The sequence below is a fragment of the Vibrio pacinii DSM 19139 genome (assembly GCF_000711795.1).
GTDB classification, from domain to species: Bacteria; Pseudomonadota; Gammaproteobacteria; order Enterobacterales; family Vibrionaceae; genus Vibrio; species Vibrio pacinii.
Genome location: NZ_JONH01000001.1, coordinates 185,745 through 201,292, shown reverse-complemented (window position 1 = coordinate 201,292; position 15,548 = coordinate 185,745). Strand labels below are relative to the sequence as shown.

At 45.1% G+C, this 15,548-nt stretch carries 12 protein-coding genes; 6 read left to right on the top strand and 6 right to left on the bottom strand.

Features of this window, described 5'->3' with window-relative positions:
- Window positions 1-277 precede the first annotated feature (277 nt).
- The 5 genes from BS19_RS00885 to kdsB are packed head-to-tail and all read left to right on the top strand — an operon-like array spanning window position 278 to window position 5,889.
- Window positions 278-2,182, top strand: a complete 1,905-nt coding sequence (locus BS19_RS00885; RefSeq protein ID WP_245609242.1) for a DNA internalization-related competence protein ComEC/Rec2 — start codon at window positions 278-280, stop codon at window positions 2,180-2,182.
- 33 nt (window positions 2,183-2,215) lie between these two features.
- Window positions 2,216-3,964 (top strand): lipid A ABC transporter ATP-binding protein/permease MsbA, encoded by a 1,749-nt coding sequence (gene msbA / locus BS19_RS00880; protein WP_038172717.1) that lies wholly within the window; start codon window positions 2,216-2,218, stop codon window positions 3,962-3,964.
- Between the two features lie 2 nt (window positions 3,965-3,966).
- Window positions 3,967-4,977 carry a tetraacyldisaccharide 4'-kinase gene (gene lpxK, locus BS19_RS00875; RefSeq protein WP_038172716.1) on the top strand — a complete coding sequence of 337 codons (1,011 nt, stop codon included), beginning with the start codon at window positions 3,967-3,969 and terminating at the stop codon, window positions 4,975-4,977.
- Window positions 4,958-5,137, top strand: coding sequence for a Trm112 family protein (locus BS19_RS00870; protein ID WP_038172714.1), 180 nt, complete (start codon window positions 4,958-4,960; stop codon window positions 5,135-5,137). The genes lpxK and BS19_RS00870 overlap by 20 nt, the downstream gene beginning before the upstream one ends.
- Window positions 5,137-5,889, top strand: coding sequence for a 3-deoxy-manno-octulosonate cytidylyltransferase (gene kdsB, locus BS19_RS00865; RefSeq protein ID WP_038172712.1), 753 nt, complete (start codon window positions 5,137-5,139; stop codon window positions 5,887-5,889). The genes BS19_RS00870 and kdsB overlap by 1 nt, the downstream gene beginning before the upstream one ends.
- Before the next feature lie 35 nt (window positions 5,890-5,924).
- On the opposite strand, the gene BS19_RS00860 is transcribed toward kdsB, so the two are convergent.
- The 3 genes from BS19_RS00860 to BS19_RS00850 all read right to left on the bottom strand — a co-directional run bounded on the left by BS19_RS00860 (window position 5,925) and on the right by BS19_RS00850 (window position 10,790).
- Window positions 5,925-7,466 (bottom strand): SpoVR family protein, encoded by a 1,542-nt coding sequence (locus BS19_RS00860; protein WP_038172710.1) that lies wholly within the window; start codon window positions 7,464-7,466, stop codon window positions 5,925-5,927.
- A gap of 9 nt (window positions 7,467-7,475) precedes the next feature.
- Entirely contained in the window at window positions 7,476-8,747 is a 1,272-nt protein-coding gene (locus BS19_RS00855) for a YeaH/YhbH family protein (RefSeq protein ID WP_038172708.1), read from the bottom strand.
- A 108-nt stretch (window positions 8,748-8,855) separates the two neighbouring features.
- Window positions 8,856-10,790, bottom strand: a complete 1,935-nt coding sequence (locus BS19_RS00850; RefSeq protein WP_038172706.1) for a PrkA family serine protein kinase — start codon at window positions 10,788-10,790, stop codon at window positions 8,856-8,858.
- A 514-nt stretch (window positions 10,791-11,304) separates the two neighbouring features.
- Here BS19_RS00850 and BS19_RS00845 point away from each other — a divergent pair.
- Entirely contained in the window at window positions 11,305-13,191 is a 1,887-nt protein-coding gene (locus BS19_RS00845; protein ID WP_038172704.1) for a methyl-accepting chemotaxis protein, read from the top strand.
- A gap of 99 nt (window positions 13,192-13,290) precedes the next feature.
- Here the strand turns inward: BS19_RS00845 and BS19_RS00840 are convergent, their stop codons facing one another.
- From BS19_RS00840 to pflA, 3 genes are all read right to left on the bottom strand, one after another.
- On the bottom strand, window positions 13,291-13,791 hold the full coding sequence (locus BS19_RS00840) for a YfbU family protein (protein ID WP_038172702.1): 501 nt from the start codon (window positions 13,789-13,791) through the stop codon (window positions 13,291-13,293).
- A 122-nt stretch (window positions 13,792-13,913) separates the two neighbouring features.
- Complete coding sequence (locus BS19_RS00835) at window positions 13,914-14,582, bottom strand: energy-coupling factor ABC transporter permease (RefSeq protein ID WP_038172700.1); 669 nt, start codon at window positions 14,580-14,582, stop codon at window positions 13,914-13,916.
- Between the two features lie 63 nt (window positions 14,583-14,645).
- Window positions 14,646-15,386 (bottom strand): pyruvate formate lyase 1-activating protein, encoded by a 741-nt coding sequence (gene pflA / locus BS19_RS00830; RefSeq protein ID WP_038172698.1) that lies wholly within the window; start codon window positions 15,384-15,386, stop codon window positions 14,646-14,648.
- Window positions 15,387-15,548 lie beyond the last annotated feature (162 nt).

Below are 15,548 nucleotides of genomic sequence, written 5' to 3'. Positions count from 1 at the left end.
TCCCTTCTGGCCGATACTGCCAGACTGGCGCTACCTATTTTATGCCGGGGTTATCTTAGTGATGACCTTCAAGTATAGGAGATTGAGAGGTTTTGTTGGGTTAGCTTTAGCGTGTGTTGTCGTATTAGCGCATGGTAATTTTATACGTTTTCAAACTGAAACACTTTTCCAAGCAGGGGACGATATTAGCATAACTGCTGAGGTTGACAGCTTTTTTACACCAATAAAATTCGGCTTTCGCGGCATAGTTATAGTTAGATCAATTAACGGACAAACGTTGACCACTGGTGCGCGCGCAAAAATTAAGCTATCAGCGCCGATAGCACTGGTTCCACAACAGATAATTTCTGCTGATGTGACACTGCGTCCAATTGTCGGGGTTGTTAATGAAGTCGGTTTTGATAGTGAACAGTATGCGCTTGCAACTGGCCTTGTTGGTCAAGCATCCATTAATACAAAGCGAAGTTTCTATGTGGTGAGTGGGACAAATCGACGAGCTCAGTTGATTGACAGCGTCAAGCGTGCTTCGGCAGACACCGAGCATCAAGCATTTGTCCAAGCCTTATTGTTTGGTCTTCGTAGCGATATCTCTTCTCAAACTTGGCAGCAATTAAAACAGAGCGGTTTAAGTCACCTTGTGGCAATTTCAGGCTTGCATATTGGAATTGCTTTCTCTTTGGGTTGGCTGATGGGTCTAGTGCTGTTTGCTCTTTTTCCACGCTGGGTTTGGTTACCAATGGCAACAGGTTTGGCTTTGGCGACGACATATGCTTGGCTGGCGGGGTTTTCCATCCCTACCCAGCGAGCGCTTTTGATGTGCATCGTATTATGTTGCGTGCAACTGCGTGGCGGGAATTTATCTTATCCGTTTAAGTGGTTGCTGGTTTTGGCTGCGTTACTGTTTATCGCGCCTTTTTCTGTGGTCAGTGCCAGTTTATGGATGTCAATGTATGCCGTCGCTTGCGTGTTTGTGTTTATTGCGCTTTGCCCTAAGGGGTGGCACTGGTTAGCTAAGTTGCTCCTTGCGCAAATGGTGATTGTGATAGCTATGGCACCCTTGGTCAGTTGGTTGTATCAGGGGGTAAGCGTTGCGGCGGTAGTTTATAACTTAGTCTTCGTACCTTGGTTTAGTTGGGTGGTCATCCCTTGGCTATTCGTTGCAACCACTGCATCGCTGTTGAGTGACTCACTGTCTTGGCTTTGGATTGGCTTAGATTGGCTTTTTGTGCCGCTAGACTGGGCATTAGAGCATTCGAATTGGGGCTGGTGGGAGCTTTCGCATCACGAGTTGTACTGGCTTAGTGGGGCAGTGCTGCTAGTCGCGCTAATGCCTTTTCTCGCAATCAAAGCTGTCGCGATTGTACTGTGTATCTTACTGATCTTGAGTCAACCTTGGCGGGCGAAACCGTTATGGGTGCTTGAGATGATGGATATCGGACACGGTTTAGCGGTGGTGATTCGGCAAGAGCAACGTGTTTTACTGTACGACACAGGCGCGGCCTGGAATGACTCGAGTATTGCCGAGCAAGTGTTAACACCTTATCTGGTTAAATATGGCGTAAAAGAGGTGGATTGGTTGGCGATTAGTCACTTTGATAATGACCATGCAGGTGGTTTTGGTCACCTTTCACAGCGTTGGTCACCGAATGATATTATGACCAGCCAAGTCAACACGGGCAACATCACTTGCGTGCAAGGAAAAAGTTGGCAATGGGGCAGGCTATCAATTAACGCTCTATGGCCGCCGGCAAGGGTAGCGCGAGCCTTTAACCCTCACTCATGTGTATTAAAAATCGCAGAGAGTCAAAGTGGATTTAGCCTTCTTTTGACTGGTGATGTCGAAGCCATTGCTGAATGGTTGTTGATCCGAGGGGAAGCCTCACTGGATGCCGAGATCATGACCGTGCCTCATCATGGCAGTCGAACTTCCTCGTTGCCCGATTTTATCAAAGCGGTTAATCCGCAGATAGCGTTAGTCTCGACCGCAAAAGATGGCCGCTGGGATCTACCGAATAAGCAAGTCGTCGAGCGCTATCAACAGCAAGGTTCTAGATTGCTTGATACGGGAAGCCATGGTCAGATAACGGTTAAATTCTATTCGGATCATTACACATTGACTACGATGAGAGCGGTGAAAGGGAATACTTGGTATAGGCAGATGCTGCGTAACCGAGTAGAATAGAGACTATATTGTAAAAGAAAAATAAGCACTTCTATGTCTCTGAATCAAGACGAAACTACTTGGCAAACCTTTAAACGCTTGTGGACCTACATCCGCTTATACAAAGCAGGTCTTGCGGTCGCGGTTGTTGCATTGATTATCAATGCGGTGGCTGATACCTACATGGTTTCTTTGCTTAAGCCACTTCTCGATGAAGGCTTTGGCGATGCAGAATCGAACTTTTTACGCATCTTACCTTTTATTATTTTCGGTATGATGGTGGTACGCGGGCTAAGTGGCTTTGTCTCGACCTACTGCCTTAGCTGGGTATCGGGCAACGTTGTCATGAAGATGCGTCGAGCCATCTTTAACCAATTTATGCATATGCCAGTGTCCTACTTTGATAAAGAGTCGGCAGGCGGATTACTATCACGCATTACTTATGACTCTGAGCAAGTGGCAGGTGCGACCAGCCGTGCCTTGGTCAGTATTGTACGTGAAGGGGCAAGTATCGTTGGCTTATTAGTGCTGATGTTCTGGAATAGCTGGGAGCTATCCTTGGTCTTGTTCGTTGTCGCCCCTCTTGTGGCATGGGGTATTGGTGTTGTTTCTAAGCGTTTTCGTAAGATTTCTAGAAACATGCAAGAAACGATGGGGTTTGTCACCTCTTCCGCTGAGCAGATGTTAAAGGGTCACAAAGTGGTCTTGAGCTATGGCGGTCAGCACGTTGAAACAGAGCGCTTTGACAACGTAAGTAACCAAATGCGTCAACAGTCGATGAAGCTAGTTGCAGCGCAAGCTATCGCAAACCCAGTGATCCAGTTGATTGCTTCGATTGCTCTTGTCGTGGTGCTGTTTTTAGCCAGCGTTGACTCAATACGTAGCGAACTAACTCCTGGTACTTTTACGGTTGTTTTCTCGGCGATGTTTGGCCTTATGCGCCCGCTTAAAGCACTAACTAACGTCACTTCAGATTTTCAGCGTGGTATGGCAGCTAGCCAAACTTTGTTTGCTCTGATGGATTTGGATACAGAGAGAGACAATGGCAAGTACCAAACTGACAAAGTACGCGGCGATATTGAAGTTAAAGATGTGACCTTTACTTATGCAGGTAAAGAGAAGCCAGCGCTCAATAATGTCAGTTTCAAAATTCCTCAAGGTAAAACCGTCGCTTTGGTTGGCCGCTCGGGCTCGGGTAAAAGTACCATTGCGAATTTATTTACCCGTTTTTACGACGTCGACACAGGGGCAATTTACCTTGATGAGCACGATATTCGTGATTACACCTTAAGTAATTTACGTTCCCATTTTGCGTTGGTTTCGCAAAACGTTCATCTGTTTAACGATACCATTGCTAATAACATCGCTTACGCAGCGACAGAAAAGTACAGTCGTGAACAAATCGAACATGCCGCGCGTTTGGCTCACGCCATGGACTTTATCGAATCGATGGATAAGGGTTTAGATACCGTGATCGGTGAAAATGGTGCCAGTTTGTCTGGTGGGCAACGTCAACGGATTGCGATAGCTCGTGCTTTGCTGCGTGATGCGCCAGTGTTAATTTTAGATGAGGCAACGTCTGCGCTCGATACCGAATCAGAAAAAGCGATTCAATCAGCACTCGATGAGTTACAGAAAAACAAAACAGTATTGGTGATTGCTCACCGTCTGTCGACCATCGAAAGTGCGGATGAAATATTAGTCGTAGATGAAGGCGAAATTGTTGAACGCGGCAGTCATAGTGAGTTAATTAACAAAGATGGCGCATACGCCCAGCTTCATCGTATTCAGTTTGGTGCTTAACCTTGATTGAGAAGATCTGGTTTGAGAATTCGCCGTTAAAATACCTGTTATGGCCACTTCTGTGGCCGCTAAGCCAGTTGTTTGCTGTGATCAGTCAAGCACGTCGACGTCAGTATCAAGGCGGAGCAAAACCGACCTATCGGGCGCCTGTTCCTGTGGTGGTGGTAGGCAATATTACCGCTGGTGGCAATGGTAAAACCCCGGTAGTAATTTGGCTTGTGGAGCAATTACAACAGCTAGGTTACCGACCAGGAGTAGTTTCACGCGGCTATGGCGCCAAGGCACCGAGTTATCCATTAACGGTAAGCCACGATACATCAACCAAACATTGTGGTGACGAACCTAAGCTGATACACAAACGTACCTCAGCGCCAGTGGCTGTTTCGCCTCAAAGAAGTGATGCAGTCAAAGCGTTACTGCCTTTGGGTGTTGATATCATTATTACTGATGATGGATTACAGCACTATGCGTTAGAGCGAGATGTTGAAATTGTTGTGGTTGATGGTGCACGTCGCTTTGGCAACCAATCACTGCTTCCACTTGGACCTTTGCGTGAACCGGTGCAACGATTACTAGAAGTCGACTTGGTCATTACTAACGGTGGTCAAGCCGAAGATGGCGAGCTTGCGATGACACTTGCGCCGACCCAAGCGGTTAACATGGTGACAGGTCAGCAAGTTGATGTGACTGAGTTAGATGAAGGCCTGGTTGCCATGGCAGGAATTGGTCATCCGCCGCGCTTTTTTAATACGCTCGAACAACTTGGTGCGGATCTGAAATACACTCAAGGCTTTGCCGATCATAAAGATTTTGAACCGTTACAGTTAGATGCTTTGGCGGCGAAAGGTAAGCATCTCATCATGACAGAGAAAGATGCCGTAAAATGTACGAATTACGCGAAAGATAATTGGTGGTACCTGCCTGTCACTGCGCAGTTTAGCCAGCTCGACCAATCGCGGATTCTCAATAAGATAAAAGAGGTTAAGGAAAAGTATGGATCACCGTCTGCTTGAGATTGTTGCCTGCCCTATATGTAAAGGCAAACTCACATTTGATAAAGATAAGCAAGAGCTTGTGTGTAAATTTGATCGCCTCGCTTACCCGATTAAAGAAGGCATTCCCGTACTTTTAGAGCCTGAAGCGCGCAAAGTGAGCATGGACGAGGGCAGGTAATGTCATTTACTGTTGTTATTCCGGCGCGTTACCAATCAACGCGGTTACCTGGTAAGCCTCTTGCTGACATTGGTGGTAAGCCTATGATTGAGTGGGTCTACGCCCAAGCCATTCAAGCGGGAGCACAAAACGTCATCATCGCGACGGATGATCATCGAGTAGAGCAAGCAGTGAAAGGGTTTGGTGGCCAAGTTTGTATGACTTCACCTAATCATGAATCTGGTACTGAACGTTTGGCCGAAGTGGTAAAAAAGATGGCCATACCTGACGAACATATTATCGTCAATGTTCAAGGAGATGAGCCGTTGATTCCACCAAGCATTATTAGTCAAGTGGCGGAAAACTTGGCCAACAGCCAAGCGCCGATGGCAACACTTGCGGTGGAAATTACCGATCAAGCCGAAGTGTTCAACCCCAATGCGGTGAAAGTGTTAACGGATAAAGACGGTTATGCGATGTACTTTAGCCGCGCAACCATTCCTTGGGATCGTGATAATTTTGCGAGTAACGATAAAGTCATTGCGCAGCCTCTGATGCGTCATATCGGCATTTATGCTTATCGCGCAGGTTTTATTAATACGTACATCAACTGGCAGCCAACCGCCCTTGAGAAAATTGAGTGCTTAGAGCAGCTACGTGTACTTTGGTACGGTGAAAAAATTCATGTGGCGGTGGCCAAACAAGCACCAGCCGCCGGCGTAGATACGCCTGAAGACCTAGAAGTAGTTAGAAACATTATCGCCAACCAATAAACCAAAGGCCCTACATTAGGGCCTTTCTCGTCATATTAGATTTTAGCGTCATAGTCGCCACGTTTTGGGCACGCCCCAAGAATTTCACGACGCCCGGTCTCTTTGACTTCTTCAAGTACGACATCAAAACCCCATAAACGATAAAGGTGTTTAAGCACTTGCTCGTAACTGTCGTCAAGAGGGATCCTATCATGTGGCACATACTGCAAGGTTAGCGAACGATCGCCGCGCACATCGACATTGTAAACCTGAATGTTTGGCTCTAAGTTACTCAAGTTATACTGCGCGGCTAATTTTTCGCGTATTGCTTTGTAGCCGACATCATTGTGAATGGCACTGACCTCGATAAAGTTCTTGCGGTCATCGTCTACGATGGCAAACAGCTTAAAGTCACGGATGATTTTTGGTGACAAATATTGGCTAATAAAACTTTCATCCTTAAAGTTCTGCATGGCAAAGTGCACCGCATCTAGCCAATCGGTTCCTGCAAGATCGGGGAACCACTCTCTGTCCTCATCGGTCGGATTTTCACAAATACGACGAATATCTTGGAACATAGCAAAACCTAGCGCATAAGGGTTTATACCACTGAAGTACTGACTGTTGTATGGAGGTTGCGCGACGACGCTGGTATGGCTGTGTAAAAACTCCAGAATAAATCTGTCTGTCACAAGCCCATCGTCATAAAGATGATTCAGTATGGTGTAGTGCCAGAATGTTGCCCAACCTTCGTTCATCACTTGGGTTTGTTTCTGCGGATAAAAATACTGACTCACTTTTCGTACAATACGGACTATCTCACGCTGCCACGATTCAAGCAAAGGCGCATGCTTTTCAATAAAGTAGAGAATGTTCTCTTGCGGCTCTGAAGGAAAACGAGCTTTTTCATTCTCGGCTTCGACTTTCGATTTAGGAACTGTGCGCCACAAATCGTTTACCTGTGATTGCAAATAGCTCTCGCGTTCTTCTTGGCGTAACTTTTCTTCAGCGATAGATATTTTTTCAGGTCGTTTGTAACGGTCCACGCCAAAATTCATTAATGCATGACAGGAGTCCAACAGTTCTTCGACTTCCTTAACACCGTATTTTTGTTCACATTCTGCAATGTACTTCTTGGCGAACAGCAGATAATCAATGATAGAACTTGCATCGGTCCAAGTTTGGAACAGATAGTTGCCCTTAAAGAAAGAGTTGTGGCCGTAGCAAGCATGGGCCATCACTAAGGCCTGCATGGTGACAGTATTTTCTTCCATCAAGTAGGCAATACAAGGATCGGAGTTAATCACAATCTCATAAGCTAAACCCATTTGACCATGTTTGTAGCCTTGTTCGGTCTGAATGAACTTTTTACCAAATGACCAATGGTTATAGTTGATGGGCATACCGATACTTGAATAAGCATCCATCATTTGTTCAGAAGTGATCACCTCAATTTGATTGGGGTAGCTATCTAAACGGTAGTGCTCCGCGACTCGTTTTATTTCAACGTGGTAACGCTCGAGTAGATCAAATGTCCAATCTGGACCATCTGGCAATGCTTTGCTCTTCGTCGGCTTTTTCGTTTTGGTTGTTGTCATACCGCCTCCCTAAGCGTGCTCTTTTTTGAAAAGCTCTCTAAAGACAGGGAAAATATCCTCAACCGCGCGGATGTTTTTCATCGCGAAGTTTGGGAAATCCCCTTCGAGTTTCTCGTACTCGTGCCATAAGGTTTGATGCGAACGGCGAGTGATTTCTATGTATGAGTAGTATTGGCAGTTTGGCAGTAGATGTTTGGTCAGAAGCTCGCGACACCGAGGCGAATCATCGGCCCAGTTGTCTCCATCGGAAGCTTGCGCAGCGTATATGTTCCATTCACCGGTTGGGTAACGCTTGGCAATGATTTCGTTCATTAATTTCAGTGCACTGGATACGATGGTGCCACCAGTTTCTTGCGAATAGAAGAACTCGTGTTCATCGACCTCTTTGGCTTGGGTATGGTGGCGGATAAACACCACATCAACGTTTTCATAAGTTCGAGTCAGGAACAAATACAACAACACGTAAAAACGTTTGGCAATGTCTTTGGTGGCTTGATCCATTGACCCAGACACATCCATCAGGCAGAACATCACGGCTTGGCTGGATGGGATAGGGCGGCGCTGATAATTCTTAAAGCGCAGATCGAAGGTATCGATGAAAGGTACAGTCTGAATTTTATGCCGCAGAACCTTTATCTCTTCTTGTATCCGTTGCTCTTCAAGAAGCTGAGCCGGCTCAGACATCTTAATGCGATCCAACTCTTGCTCTAGCTCGTGTAACATACGTTTTTTGCCCGCTGTCATGGCGGTACGTCGGGCCAGTGATTGCTGCAGTGATTTCACGATCGCAATATTGGCGGGAACCCCCGCAGTTTGATAACCAGCGCGATGAGTTTTCCATTCAGTAATTTTGTTGACTTGATTCTTTTCTAAATTGGGTAGCTCTAGGTCTTCGAACAAAATATCGAGGTACTCATCTTTAGATATTTGGAACACAAATTCATCTTGGCCTTCACCATCTTGGCTCGCTTCACCTTCACCTGAGCCTCCACCTTGACCACCGCCCTTGGGACGTTCGATTTTGTCGCCAGTGCTAAATTGGTCATTACCTGGGTGGACACGTTCTTTCAGGCCGCCTTTACCTTGATGAAAGACGGGCTCATTAATGTCTTTGTGAGGAATTGAGACATCTTCCCCTGTCTCTGTATTTGTGATTGAACGTCGATTTACTGCATCTGCCACAGATTCTTTGATCTTCTCTTTGTGGCGGCGTAAAAAGCGCTGGCGGTTTACAGCACTCTTATTTTTGCCGTTCAGTCGTCGGTCAATAAATTGCGCCATGAGTCACCCCTTATCTCGCACACGCCTTAATCTAAAGGCAGCCATAATTACTTCTTCCCATCCACCTATGTTTTGTTAGGTGGATGGGCATGGGCTAAAACATTGCTATTACGACGATTTACGTACGCGAAGATACCACTCAGACAGCAGGCGAACTTGCTTCTCTGTGTAGCCTTTTTCCATCATACGTGCGACAAAGTCATCGTGTTTTTTCTGATCTTCAGAAGATGTTTTAGCGTTAAACGAGATGACAGGAAGTAACTCTTCTGTATTGGAGAACATTTTCTTCTCAATCACAGTGCGCAGTTTCTCGTAACTGGTCCAAAGTGGATTGGTACCATTGTTATTCGCTCGTGCGCGGAGAACGAAGTTAACAATTTCGTTACGGAAGTCTTTCGGGTTACTGATGCCGGCGGTTTTCTCGATTTTTTCTAACTCATTGTTCAATGCTGACCGGTCGAATAGTTGACCTGTTTCAGGGTCGCGGTACTCTTGGTCCTGAATCCAGAAATCAGCGTATGTCACATATCGGTCAAAGATGTTTTGGCCATATTCTGAGTAAGACTCTAAGTAAGCGGTCTGAATCTCTTTACCAATAAACTCGACATAGCGAGGTACTAGGTAACCTTTTAAGAACTCAAGGTATCGTTCTGCGGTTTCCTGTGGGAACTGCTCGCGTTCGATCTGTTGTTCAATGACATAGAATAGGTGTACAGGGTTTGCGGCAACTTCGGTTTGGTCGAAGTTGAATACGCGCGACAGAATCTTAAAGGCGAAGCGGGTTGAAAGCCCAGACATCCCTTCGTCTACACCCGCAAAGTCACGGTACTCTTGGTAGCTTTTTGCTTTCGGGTCGGTGTCTTTCAATGTTTCACCATCATAAACGCGCATTTTCGAGAAAATGGACGAGTTTTCAGGATCTTTTAGGCGCGACAGAATACTGAACTGCGATAGTAGCTCAAGTGTACTTGGTGAACATGGTGCTTTTGACAGCTCGGAATGGTCGAGCAGTTTTTGATAAATTTTAACTTCTTCGGAGACGCGAAGACAGTAAGGAACTTTGACGATATACACCCGATCGAGGAAGGCTTCATTGTTTTTGTTATTGCGGAACGTTTGCCATTCCGATTCATTCGAGTGGGCGAGAATCATGCCGTCAAATGGCAGCGCTGACAGACCTTCAGTACCGTTATAGTTGCCTTCTTGAGTCGCTGTTAATAGTGGGTGTAGAACTTTAATTGGCGCTTTGAACATCTCGACAAATTCCATCAAGCCTTGGTTGGCTCGACATAAAGCGCCTGAATAGCTGTAGGCATCAGGATCATTTTGTGAAAAATGCTCAAGCTGTCGGATGTCAACTTTACCGACCAACGATGAGATATCTTGGTTATTTTCATCACCGGGTTCGGTTTTGGCTATCGCGAGTTGATCAAGTATTGACGGTTTTACTTTGACCACTTTAAATTTTGAAATGTCGCCACCAAACTCGTGTAATCGTTTTGCCGCCCACGGTGACATAATGGAACGTAAATAGCGTTTATCGATGCCGTACTCTTTTTTAAGTAAGTCACCGTCTTCGCTGACGTCAAATAGGCAAAATGGATGGTCATTAACTGGGCTGCGTTCGCCGTTGGCTGACAAGACGTAAATCGGAACTTGCTGCATTAACGCTTTGAGTTTTTCTGCGAGTGACGATTTACCACCGCCGACAGGGCCGAGTAAATAAAGAATTTGTTTGCGCTCTTCTAGGCCTTGGGCTGCATGCTTTAGATAAGACACGATTTGCTCAATCGCTTCTTCCATACCATAGAAATCTTTAAACGTTTGGTAACGTGAGATGACTCGGTTGGAGAAAATACGGCTCAAGTGTGGGTCTTGAGCTGTATCAATGAGCTCTGGCTCTCCGATCGCCATCAGCAATCGTTCTGCTGCGTTAGCGTAGGCACTCTTATTGTCTTTACAAAGAGCTAGAAAATCTTGCAGCGATAATTCCTCGTCCTTGGAGGCTTCGTAGCGCGCTTGGAAATGGTCGAAAATACTCATAATGAATTCCCCTCTGAACTTGTCGAACTGACAATAAACCCGCATAGAAAAGCAAATCCTTTCTCATTTAATCCTAGTTGGTTTTTAGAATTCTGCTTAAAAAATATGTGTTTAATTGCAATTTGTGATTGAGAGCGAGTTGTACGATAACGACAATTTTTCTTCTTGGTCGTCACCTATTTAGCTGATCAATTGTTGTGCTTACAACCATGGTCAATTAGGTGATGCTAATTCTGGATTAGTCACTGCTTCTATCGACAATTGGCCATTCAAACTTACTGCCTTATTCGACTTTCTACGTGACAACGCGCCAATTAGATTCAGTTGGAGACAGAAGAAGTGTGGTTAATGTGAAACTTTGTGAGTAATAAGTAGTTGCCCAAAAATGCATTTAACTTCTATATTCAAACACTGAATCGCCAACTTTCGAGCTAGATCATGATTTATTTTTAACCACGAAATATAATATCGTCGATTAATGATTGATCACATAAATAAAACAAGTGAACTGAGTATGTTAAAAAAACTATCGCTAAAAAATAAGCTCGCTATTTCTGCGAGTCTTGCCATAGTCGTCGGGGGACTGTTGGTTGAAGGGCTGTCTTTTCGGGCGGCGCTAGAACGTTTGGATGTGGAGGTGCAACAACGCTTGCAAAGTACCACTTCATCCTATAACCAGTATGTATCAGACTGGATCGTATCTAAAGAACGTTCTTTGACTTCCCTTTCACAAGAATCAAAAAAAGAGGCCATTGTTACTCACTTGCAGCAAGTCAAAAATTCTGCAGGCTTTGACAATGTGTTTCTTGCCTATCCAGATGGCAGTCAAGATAACGCCAATGGTGTTGTATTACCGCCAGGTAATGATGACCCAAGAAAGTGGGGCTGGTACACCAATGCCGTCAAGCAGCCAAGTAAAGTCTTTATGGACAATCCAACGGTTGCGGCTGCGACAGGCGCCAATGTGGTTTCTTTAGGCAAAGCGCTCAACCTACACGGACAGCAAGTTGTGCTGGGGGCCGATGTTGAAATTACTGACATTGTTGGTGGAATCGAAAAAGTTATTTTACCAGGCGATGGCTACATGTTTATCGCCAACCAACAAGGCAATATCTATGTTCACCAGAATACCAAGCTGCTGAATCAGCCTATAAGTGAGTTGGGTTTAACGGTTTCGACAATTAAGCAAGCGGCTTCAAGTGGCGAAGATATCTATGTTGATGTGTTAGGACATGAATCTGTTGTTTATGCTGAAAACATTGGTGATACAGGCTTAATAACGGTTGTGGTTGTTGATTATCAATCGTTGGTTTCGCCGATATTTAGCGCGGTTTGGGGCCAGCTATTGGTTACGGGTGTCGTCGTGATCATCTGTATTTTGTTGTTCAATCTGCTTTGTAACATCTTATTCCGTCCGTTAAATAACGTTTCTTCGGCACTTGAGCAGATCGCGAATGGTAGTGGTGACTTAACCCAACGTATCGAGGTTGAGTCGAACGATGAAGTGGGAAAACTTGCCCATAACTTCAATACTTTTGTTGATAGTTTACAGCAACTGATAGGCCATGTGCGTGAGCAATCTTATCAGCTCAACCAGCAGTCTGAGTTGAGTACCAGTCGCGCACAAGGTGCCGTGGATGAAATCAATCATCAGCAACAAGAAATTACCATGGTCGCAACGGCCGTTACTGAGCTTGCCAGTGCGACCCAAGAGATCGCTTCTCATGCCGAGCGTACCGCGCAAGCGGCGCATGACTCAACGTCAAGTACTGATAACGGCCGCACATTGGTTGAGCAAACGAAAGGGTCGATAAACAAATTAGCCAGTGAGCTTCAAAGTGCGAGTGACGTTGTCGGTGAGCTTGAGCGACATGGCCAAGAGATTTCGAGCGTACTATCAACGATTCAAGGGATTGCTGAGCAAACCAATTTACTGGCGCTTAACGCTGCCATTGAAGCGGCGCGTGCAGGTGAGCAAGGTCGAGGCTTTGCGGTTGTGGCGGATGAAGTGCGAGTGCTATCGCAACGAACACACTCATCGACTGAAGAGATCAACAAAACCATTGCAGTACTGCAAGATACTACGACTCGTGCGGTTTCTATTATGAGTAATAGTGCAGAACTGGCGAATCATTCGGTGACTGATGCGGATCGCGCAGCCAGTGCATTGGCTGAAATTAGTTCGGCGGTGACTTTGATTAGTGATATGGCAACGCAAATTGCAACTGCGGCAGAAGAGCAAACTCATGTGACGAGCGAAATTACCCAGAACATTACGTCGATTAAAGATGTTGCCGACCAATTGGTCGTCGGTGCCAATGAAAGTTCTGAAGGGGCTCACCAAGTCAAGAGTCAAGCGGAGGCATTAAGCGCCAAAGTGGCGACGTTTAAGCTCTCTTGATGCTAACGCCTCGGTTAATATTGAGAGTGATATATTAATATTGAAGGCTATATAAACAACGGGGCCAAAATGGCCCCGTTCTGTTATCGCTCTAGATTATTAAGCGTTAAAGATTTGCTTTAGCTCATTAGCACACAAATGGTACTGTCTTGGGCAGTTGCGCCATGTTGACAGCATACGTCGGTATTTGTCTAACATTGGCATTTGTGCGTTAAAGTGATGATCGCCTTTGCTAAATTGTGGATATAGGCCTTCTGAATCGATCAGGAAGCGGACATAATTGACAAGTTGAGCCTCAGAGGCGATATCAAAACCGAGGAAAGACAGACGACGTTGGTCTACTTCTTTTTGCTCTTGCTCAGCGAGCATTTTGGTGGATTCTTGCATCGCATGATACATTTCCATGATGTCGATTACTTCACGACATTCAGCTTCAATTAAACAGCCAAAGTCTTTATTGAATTCGCTCATTTGTAGTTCATAGCCACGTTCAACAATGGTCTGTAAACGCTGGTATTTTGCCGCGTTTTCTGGGTCCATTTGTGACATTAAGTAATACTGATTAGATAAAATCAGACGTTGAGCGTTAGTCATTTCCATAGTGGCCTCACTAATACAATCTAATACATTTTTAATGTGCTTAGGTTATCGTTTCTTTGCGCATTGAAACATGATCTCAACACCTATTTAATATGAAAAGCACACCAAGATAGCACGTTTTTTCAGTCGTCTTTATGATAGTGATTATAGATGTAATCGCGATCAGAAAAGACACGAAGTAGTTCGGGTTTGAACACGGTCAGCATTGCTATCGCCATGCCATTGAGCAGCCCCTCGGGAAACGCAAGTAGAGGCGTGAACAGTAGATAATTGTCAAAAATGGTTGGCCAATCAAGATCAGTGGCCAGAAGGTAATAGCCTGAATTGATCAGTAGATGTAAGGTCCCCGTCAGCGCTCCATTAAGAAAACCCGCGACAAAAATAAACACAAAGATGTTTCGTGGTAAGTAGTGGTAACTAAGCAGAAAAATGGCGTAACTTATAGCAATGGGGAGCAGCGCTGAAAAAACCAAAAATTGGGGAAGAGCAGTCCATGCTAATGAACCAAATAGGGTCATCAACAGCACAATGGCAATGGACAAAGCAAACGCACTGCGCCATCCGTACATCAAGGTAAGTGCCGTTAAGCCGAGAAAATGTATCGAGAGGTTTTCTTTAACGCCAGCCTCAGCTGACCACAGCACCGAAAACATCAAGATGGTGGCGAAGGTAATGTGCTGAAAAGTGCGTTCTGTTTTCAGCTTAGTCAGTAGAACTTGAGTGAGGTCGCGCCAAGAAAGTACAACCGCAAGCAACACCACGATTAAGCAAAATAAACCATTAAGACTCACACAGACCTCAAAAAAATACCAACTCGACGTTGGTATTTTTTACGACTTTGTTACCTTTTGGTATCAGTATTTTACATTAGAGTGATATTGATCGAGTATTGACACGATATGGTCCATCGACTCTTTTGATGGTGGATTGACACCCTCTAGTGGATATTCGACACCGAGCGCTTCCCATTTATGCGCGCCAAGCTTGTGGTATGGTAAAAGCTCAACCTTCTCAATGTTGTCCATATCCTTGATAAAATCACCCAACATGTGCACGGCTTGATCATCATCGGTATACCCAGGCACAACGACGTAACGGATCCAGGTTTTTTGGCCTATCTTATGTAGATAACGGGCAAAATCCAGTGTTCGCTTGTTCGATACGCCGATGAAGTCATGGTGTATCTCATCGTTCATATGTTTGAGATCTAGCATCACAAGATCGGTTGCAGCGAGTACTTCATCAACAACGTCAGTGTGTTTACGAATATAGCCATTGGTATCAAGACAAGTGTGGATACCTTCGGCTTGTGCTGCACGGAAAAAATCACGCACAAACTCAGGTTGTAACATCGCTTCACCGCCGGAGCAGGTGATGCCGCCCCCAGAGGCTTTCATAAAGTGGCGATAAGACTTAGCCTCGCGAATGATCTCTTCAACGGTCACTTCTTTGCCGCTATGAGTATCCCAAGTATCTCGATTGTGGCAATACATACAACGCATTAGACAGCCTTGCATAAACACAATAAAGCGAATTCCAGGTCCGTCTACCGTTCCGCATGATTCAAAAGAATGAATTCGACCAGTTGTTGACATGTGCTCATCTCGTCTTAGTTATTTGTCCGTTATTTTATTACAAAAGGTAGGGATAAAATAGGTTTTCTCGGTTTCGTCACAAAGAAAACAGCAATTGGGGAAAAGTGAGTTTATTTGCTAAAATTATGTTATAAAAATGTACAAACAATATAAATAATTATA

What these genes read in the sequence shown, in the direction of transcription:
- BS19_RS00850 (WP_038172706.1), bottom strand. Translation starts at nt 10,790, where the DNA reads ATGAGTATTTTCGACCATTTCCAAGCGCGCTACGAAGCCTCCAAGGAC.
- pflA (WP_038172698.1), bottom strand. Translation starts at nt 15,386, where the DNA reads ATGTCAACAACTGGTCGAATTCATTCTTTTGAATCATGCGGAACGGTA.
- BS19_RS00860 (WP_038172710.1), bottom strand. Translation starts at nt 7,466, where the DNA reads ATGACAACAACCAAAACGAAAAAGCCGACGAAGAGCAAAGCATTGCCA.
- BS19_RS00845 (WP_038172704.1), top strand. Translation starts at nt 11,305, where the DNA reads ATGTTAAAAAAACTATCGCTAAAAAATAAGCTCGCTATTTCTGCGAGT.
- BS19_RS00855 (WP_038172708.1), bottom strand. Translation starts at nt 8,747, where the DNA reads ATGGCGCAATTTATTGACCGACGACTGAACGGCAAAAATAAGAGTGCT.
- kdsB (WP_038172712.1), top strand. Translation starts at nt 5,137, where the DNA reads ATGTCATTTACTGTTGTTATTCCGGCGCGTTACCAATCAACGCGGTTA.
- BS19_RS00870 (WP_038172714.1), top strand. Translation starts at nt 4,958, where the DNA reads ATGGATCACCGTCTGCTTGAGATTGTTGCCTGCCCTATATGTAAAGGC.
- BS19_RS00840 (WP_038172702.1), bottom strand. Translation starts at nt 13,791, where the DNA reads ATGGAAATGACTAACGCTCAACGTCTGATTTTATCTAATCAGTATTAC.
- msbA (WP_038172717.1), top strand. Translation starts at nt 2,216, where the DNA reads ATGTCTCTGAATCAAGACGAAACTACTTGGCAAACCTTTAAACGCTTG.